1 protein-coding gene (only partly in view) is annotated in these 7,966 nt (G+C 71.0%); it reads right to left on the bottom strand.

The genetic code is table 11. The features are described 5' to 3' along the window. Nucleotides 1-7,873, bottom strand: partial view of a non-ribosomal peptide synthase/polyketide synthase gene (locus tag LZP97_RS12265; protein ID WP_234575031.1) — the beginning only. Its footprint begins 21,674 nt before the window's first position; only the first 7,873 of its 29,547 coding nucleotides appear in the window; the start codon lies at nucleotides 7,871-7,873; its stop codon lies beyond the left edge, outside the window. Nucleotides 7,874-7,966: the final 93 nt, after the last annotated feature.

Here is a 7,966-nt window from a genome sequence, read left to right on the forward strand (position 1 = left end):
GATCACCGGTGCGGTACAACCGCTCCCCCGCCGCCCCGAACGGGTTCGCCACGAACCGATCCGCGGTCAGATCCGACCGGCCGACGTACCCGCGCGCGAGCTGCACACCCGCCAGATACAACTCACCCGGCACCCCCACCGGCACCGGATGCAACCGCCCGTCGAGCACGAACACACCCGTGTTCCACACCGGCGCACCGATCGGCACCGACACCACATCCGCGTCGGTCACCTCGTGGAACGTCACATCCACCGCGGCCTCGGTCGGCCCGTACAGGTTGTGCACCGCCGCCCCCGGGACCAGCGTCCGCAGGCGCGCCGCGACGGCGCCCGGCAGTGCCTCACCCGAGGCGAAGACGTAGCGGAGCGAAGGCAGGTCGGCCACGGTCGGCTCGGCGACGAACACGGCGAGCATGGAGGGCACGAAGTGGACCACCGAGACGGACTGCTCGGCCATCAGCGCAGCAAGGTAGGCGGGGTCGCGGTGCCCGTCCGGGGCCGCGACCACCAACCGCGCCCCCACCTGCAACGGCCAGAAGAACTCCCACACCGACACATCGAACGTGAACGGCGTCTTCTGCAACACCACATCCGCGCCGGTCAGCCCGTACCGCCCCTGCATCCACACCAGACGATTGACGATCGCCGCATGCGAGACCGCCACCCCCTTCGGCCGCCCCGTCGACCCCGACGTGAAGATCACATACGCCGTGTTCGACCCCCGCAGCGGCGCCCGCCGCTCCGCATCGGACACCGGCGCACCCGAGTACCCCGACACATCCAACTCGTCGAGCACCAGAGTGCGGACAGAGCTCTCCCCCGGCACCACGAACCCGTCCCGCGTCGTGGTCAACACCACCACCGGCGCCGCCACCTCGAGGATGTACCCGTTGCGCTCGGCCGGCTGATCCGGATCCAGCGGCACATACCCGCCCCCGGCCTCCACCACCGCATACATCCCCACCAGCAGATCCACCGACCGGCGCATCGCCAACCCCACCAGCGACTCCGGCCCCACCCCCACCGACACCAGATGCCGCGCCAACCGCCGCACCCGCCCGGCGAACTCCCCGTACGTCAGCGACACACCGTCGAACGTCACCGCCGGCGCCTCCGGCGACCGCCGCACCTGCTCCTCGAACAACCCCACCAACGTCACCGCCGGCACCGCATGCCCCGTGTCGTTCCACACCTCGAGCACCCGCGACCGCTCCCCCGGCTCGAGGATCTCCAGATCCCCCACCGCCACCGACGGATCGGCCACCACCTCCTCGAGCACCCGCACGAACCGCGCCGCGAACCCCGCCACCGTCGACGCATCGAACAGATCCGTCGCATAGGTGATCCCGACCGCGTACCCGACGGAATCGGCTGTCTCGGAGGCCGTTTCGGCGAGAGAGAACTGCAGGTCGAACCGGGCGGTCGCGGCGTCGAAGTCGAGGCCCGAGACGGTCAGGCCCGGCAGCTCGAGGGCTCCCGTCGCCTGGTTCTGGAAGGACAACATGACCTGGAACAGCGGGTGCCGCGCCGTCGACCGGGCGGGATTGAGCACCTCCACCAGCCGCTCGAACGGCACGTCCGCGTGCGCGAACGCGTCGAGGTCGGTGCCGCGCACCCGCGCGAGCAGGTCCTCGAAGGACTCCCCACCCTCGACCCGGGTCCGCAGCACCAGGGTGTTGACGAACATGCCGACGAGGTCGTCGAGTTCCTGCTCGCCGCGACCGGCCACCGGGGTGCCGACGGCGATGTCGTCGGTCCCCGACAACCGCGCCAGCAGCACCGACAGCGCCGCGTGCACCACCATGAACGGGGTGGCGTTGCGCTCACGTGCGACCCGTCCGATCGCGGCATGGAGTTCCGGTCCGAGCGAGAACTCGTGCACCGCACCCGCGTTGGAAGCAGACGCCGGCCGGGGACGGTCGGACGGCAGGTCGAGCTGATCGGGCAGTCCGGCGAGCGCGCCGCTCCAGTACGCTTCCTGACTCGCGATGACCGAGTCCGGGTCGTCCTCCGAGCCGAGGATCTCCCGCTGCCACAACGCGTAGTCGGCGTACTGCACCGGCAGGGGCTCCCACTCCGGTTCACCGCCGGTGGCCCGTGCCGAGTACGCCACCACCACGTCACGGGTGAGCGGCCCCATGGAGAAGCCGTCGGCCGCGATGTGGTGCACGACGAGGACGAGAACATGCTCGGTTGCGGACACCTCGAACAACCGCGCCCGGAACGGCACCTGCGTCGACACGTCGAACCCGGCCGAAGCCATCGTCAGGACCTCGGCGATCAGTTCGTTCTCCGAGGCCGGAATCGGCGACAGATCCGGAATCACCCGCGAGGTCGGCAACACCTGCTGGTACGCCACGCCGTCGGCGTCCGGATACACCGTCCGCAGGGATTCGTGCCGGGCGAGCACATCGGCGACCGCCACCTGCAGGGCGTGCCGGTCCAGCAACCCGGACAACCGGATGGCCAGCGGGATGTTGTTCACCGCGGAGTCCGGTTCGAATCGGTTCAGGAACCACATGCGGCGCTGCGCCAACGAGAGCGGAACCCGCTCGGGCCGCGGGCGTGCCACCAACGGCACCCGGCTGCCGGCGGAGTCGGCCTGCTCGAGACGGGCCGCGAGCGAGGCGACCGCCGAAGCCTCGAACAGGGTCCGCACCGGAACCGCCGTGCCGAGCGCGGCGGCGAGCCGGGAGATCACCTGCGTGGCGACCAGCGAGTTGCCGCCCAGTTCGAAGAAGTCGTCGTCCAGACCGACCCGTTCCACGCCGAGGACGTCGGCGAAGACCCGCGCGACGATCTCCTCGACCGGGGTCGTCGGAGCCCGGAAGACCCGGGCTTCCTGCTCCGGTTCCGGCAGTGCACGCCGGTCGAGCTTGCCGCCGGGCGTCAGCGGGATCGAGTTCAGGACCACGACCGCGTGCGGCACCATGTAGCTCGTCAGGAACTGTGCCACGGAGTCCCTCACGGCGGCGCCGTCGAGTTCGGTGCCAGGCTCGGGAACGACGTAGCCGACGAGCTGCTCACCCCGCTGCCCGTCCCGGCGCACCGTCGCAACCGCTTGGGCGACGCCGGCGCACCGCGCGAGAGCCGCTTCGACCTCACCGAGTTCGATCCGGAAACCGCGGATCTTCACCTGGTCGTCGGCCCGGCCGACGTACTCGACCACCCCGGTCGTCTCGTCCCCGGGGGAACCGGACCACCGCACCACGTCACCGGTCCGGTACATCCGGCTGCCGTCGGTGGCGTACGGATCGGCCACGAATCGCTCGGCGGTCAGCCCGGCCCGGCCCAGATACCCACGGGCCACCTGAATTCCCGCCAGGTACAGCTCGCCCGGAACACCCACGGGCACCGGCTGCAACCGGTCGTCGAGAACGAGTACCCGCATTCCGCGGACGGGGCCGCCCATCACCACCGGTTCGCCGGGTAGCAGGGCGTCACTGATGTTCGAGGCCACCGTCGACTCGGTGGGACCGTAGGCGTTGAAGAACGCGCGGCGCGATCCGTCGGGCAGGATCGTCGCCCAGCGTGCCACCAGGCCCGGGGAGCACGCCTCGCCGCCCGTGATCACCACGCGGACGCAGTCGAGGCCCTCGGGATCCACCGAGCCGAGGGCCGCGGGGGTCACGAAGGCATGGGTGACCGCCTCCCCGGCCAGCAGACCGGCGAGCTCGGCGCCGCCGTACACCGAGGTCGGCGCGACGACCATCGTCGCGCCCGCACCGAACGCCAGCAGCAGTTCGAGCACCGAGGCGTCGAAGCTCGGCGACGCGAAGTGCAACGTGCGGGAGTCGGCGGTGACCGCGTACCGCTCCACCTGTTCGGCGCAGAAGTTCACCACTCCGGCATGCGCGACCACGACGCCCTTCGGCGTGCCCGTCGTGCCGGAGGTGTAGATGACGTACGCCGGGTGTGCGGGAAGCAGGGAGCGCACGCGTTCGGCGTCGGCCACCGGTCCCGCCGGCAGTCCCGCGCCGGCCTCGATCGCTTCCTCGAGCACGAGCCACGGAACGGAATCCGGTAGCGTAGCGAAGGTTCCGGCTGTGGCGATCCCGAGCACCGCGCCGGAATCGGAGAGCATGTAGGCGATCCGCTCGGTCGGGTACGTCGGGTCCACGGGGACGAACGCGGCACCGGCCTTGACCACCGCCCACAACGCCGTGACGGACTCGATCGACCGGGGCACGGCCACGGCCACGCGGTCTTCCGGTCCCACACCACGGGAGATCAGCATCCGGGCCAGACGCGACGACGTCGCGTCCAGATCCCCGTACGACACCGACCGGCCGTCGAACCGCAGGGCCACGGCCGCCGGGTCGCGACGCGCGGCGAGGGCGAGGATCTCGGCGAGGGTGCCGCCGGCCTCCGCGGCGGCACCGTGCACGGACGTCAGTGCCTGTCGCTCCGGTGCCGAAAGGAGGGCCATGTCGCCCACGGCCCGTGCCGGGTCGGTGGCGACGGTCTCGAGCACCCGCAGCAACCGGCGCACGAGGGTCGCGACGGTCGGCTCGTCGAACAGGTCGGTGGCGTAGAGCAGGTCGCAGGCGAGACCACCGGGTTCGCCGTTCTCGTCCACGGTGTCGGCGAAGATGAACGACAGATCGTACTGCGACTGTTCGCGGTTCGCGGTCACGGGACTGATCGCGAGCTCACCCAGTTCGAGGCTGGTCTGTTCGAGATTCTGGAAGGCGAGCATCACCTGGAACAGCGGGTGATGGGACTGCGACCGGACCGGATCGAGTACCTCCACGAGCCGTTCGAACGGGACGTCCGCGTGACCGAAGGCGGCGAGGTCGGACTCGCGCACGCGCGCCAGCAACCGGGTGAAGGGCTCCCCCGGCTCGACCTCGGTGCGCAGCACGAGGGTGTTGACGAACATGCCGATCAGGTCGTCGAGTTCCTGCTCGCCGCGACCGGCGATCGGAGTGCCGATGGTGACGTCCGCCGAGCCCGACAGGCGGCTGAGGACCGCCGCCAGGGCGGCGTGCACCACCATGAACGGCGTCGTCCGGGTCTCGTGTGCCAGCCGGACGAGACCCCGGTGCACCGATTCGCCGACGGTGAAGGCATGCACCGCGGCACGGTTGCCGGCGACCGCCGGCCGCGGCCGATCCGTGGGCAGGTCCAGTCGCTCGGGTACGCCGTCGAGCCGACGTGTCCAGTACTCGATCTGCTGGGTGACGACCGACTGCGGGTCGTCCTCCGAGCCGAGGGCCTGTCGCTGCCAGATGGCGTAGTCGGCGTACTGGACGGTCAACGGCTCCCACGCCGGTGCCTCGTGCCGGGTCCGGGCGTCGTAGGCGACCATGACGTCCCGCGTGAGCGGACCCATCGAGAATCCGTCCGCGGCGATGTGGTGCACCACGAGCACCAGCACGTGCTCGGTGTCCGACACCCGCAGCAGACGTACGCGAACGGGCACCTCGGTGGTGACGTCGAATCCGGCCGAGACGATCTCCGCGACCGTCGGCACGATCTCGGACTCGCTCACCGCCGACGGCGTGAGCGCCGGGTTCACGTCAGAGGTGGGCAGCACCTGCTGGTAGCCGACGCCCTCCGTCTCGGGGTAGACGGTGCGCAGCACCTCGTGCCGGGTCACCACGTCCGCCACGGCCGCCCCGAGCGCGTCGACGTCGAGCGCCCCGGACAGTCTCAGGACGACCGTGATGTTGTTGACCGCCGAGCCGGGATCGAGGCGGTTGAGGAACCACATCCGCCGCTGCGCCAGCGACAACGGCACCCGTTCCGGCCGCACCTGCGGCACCAGCGGGGGCCGGTGGGAGTCGCCGGCGGCCATCGCCGCGTCGACGAGCGTGGCGAGCTGCGCGGCGGTCGGGGCGTCGAAGAACTCCCGTACGTCGATGCGGACCTTGTGGTCGGCGTTGATCCGCGCCACCACGCGCGTGGCGCTCAGTGAGTTGCCGCCCAGGGCGAAGAAGTCGTCGTCGACGCCGAGCCGCTCGACGCCGAGCACACTCTCGAACGCCGCGACGACCGTTTCCTCGGTGGGGGTGCTCGGTGCGCGGTATTCGGTTGCCAGAACGCTGAAGTCGGGCTCGGGCAGCGCTCCGCGGTCGAGCTTGCCCGACGCGTTGAGGGGAAACTCCGTCAGTTCCACGAACAGCGACGGCACCATGTAGTCCGGCAACCGCCGGCGCACGGCCGCAGCCAGCTCGGTGCGGTCGACCGGTTCACCGTCGGTGACGAGGTAACCGACGAGGTGATCGCCGAGCGTCTCGTCGGAGTGCACGACGACGACCGCCTGCCGGACCCCGGGGTGGTCGAGCAGGGCGGATTCGATCTCGCCGAGCTCGATGCGCAGGCCGCGCAGCTTGACCTGGAAGTCGGTGCGCCCGACGTACTCGATCAGACCGTCGGTGTTCCATTTGACCAGGTCACCGGTGCGGTACATGCGATCGCCCGGCGCACCGAACGGATCGGCGACGAAGCGGTCCGCCGTCAGGTCGGGCCGGCGCAGGTAGCCGCGTGCGAGCTGGATGCCCGCGAGGTACAGCTCTCCCTCGACCCCCTGCGGAACGGGCCGCAATCCCTCGTCGAGCACGTAGAGATCGGTGTCGGCCACGGCCGCACCGATGGGGACGACGGTGTCGTCGCCGTGGGTCTCGTAGTAGGTGACGTCGACCGCGGCCTCGGTCGGGCCGTACAGGTTGTGCAGCCCGGCCGTGGAGATCGCGTGGAACCGGGCGACGGTCTGCGCGGGCAGCGCCTCACCCGAGGCGAAGACGTACCGCAGCGAGGTGACGGCCGCGGCGGTCGGCTCGGCGAGGTAGACCGCGAGCATGGAGGGGACGAAGTGGGCGACGGTGACCCGGCGCTCGATCATGGTCTGCGCCAGGTAGGCGGGGTCGCGGTGACCGTCGGGCAGCGCGATCGACAGTCGCGCGCCCACCTGCAGCGGCCAGAAGAACTCCCACACCGACACGTCGAACGTGAAGGGCGTCTTCTGCAGCACGACGTCGTCGCCGCGCAGCCCGTACTCGGCCTGCCGCCAGGCGATGTTGGCGACGATGGCCCGGTGCTCGACGGCGACGCCCTTCGGACGGCCGGTGGAGCCCGAGGTGAAGATGACGTACGCGAGATCGTCCGCGGTCAGGGAGCCGAGCCGTTCGTCGTCGCGCACCGGGTCCGCGGACACGGCCGCGAGGTCGAGGGTGTCGACGAGGACCACGGGTACCGAGGCCGGCAGGTCCACGCGGTCCCGGGCGGTGGTGACCACCGCGACCGGTTCGGCGATGTCGAGGACGTAGGCGATGCGGTCCGCGGGGTGGTCCGGATCCAGCGGCACGTAGGCGCCGCCGGCCTTGACGACGGCGTACATGCCGACGAGCAGGTCGAAGGATCGCCGCATCGACAGGCCGACGCGGGTGTCCGGGCCCACGCCGAGCCCGATCAGGTGCCGCGCGAGCCGGTTGACGCGGGCGTCGAACTCCGCGTAGGTCAGGGTCTCGCCGTCGAATTCGAGGGCGACCGCGTCGGGGGTCGCCGCGACCTGCGCGTCGAACCGGCCCACGAGGGTGCCGAGGTCGGGTCCGGCGGGGGCCACGGCGGCGTCACCGAGGACGGCGGCGGCGTCGGCGAGGAGACCGTCGAGCACGGCGGGCAGCCCACCGTCGGCGAGGAGCCCGGGCGCGAGGTTGGACAGCACGACGGGGACCAGCGCCTCGATCCCGAGCACGCCTCCCATCGCGGCGTCGAGGGTGGCGATCTCCTGCTGGAGCCGGCTGTAGGTCAGCTGCGTGTCACCGTGGGCGAGGGCGACGCGGTCGGGCTCGCGGTCCACGACTCCGGCCAGCAACCGGGGCAGGTCTGCGATCGTCAGCGCCTGCTTGCCCGACGTGCCTTCAGCCATCTACTTCATCCTCCGATACCTCTGCGTGTCGCGCACTGTCGTGCGCGCTCCGTCCGACCCCGTGGCACCCGGTGCCCACGGGGTCGGACGACA

The organism is Rhodococcus sp. DMF-1, assembly GCF_021441945.1.
Taxonomy (GTDB): domain Bacteria; phylum Actinomycetota; class Actinomycetes; order Mycobacteriales; family Mycobacteriaceae; genus Rhodococcus; species Rhodococcus ruber.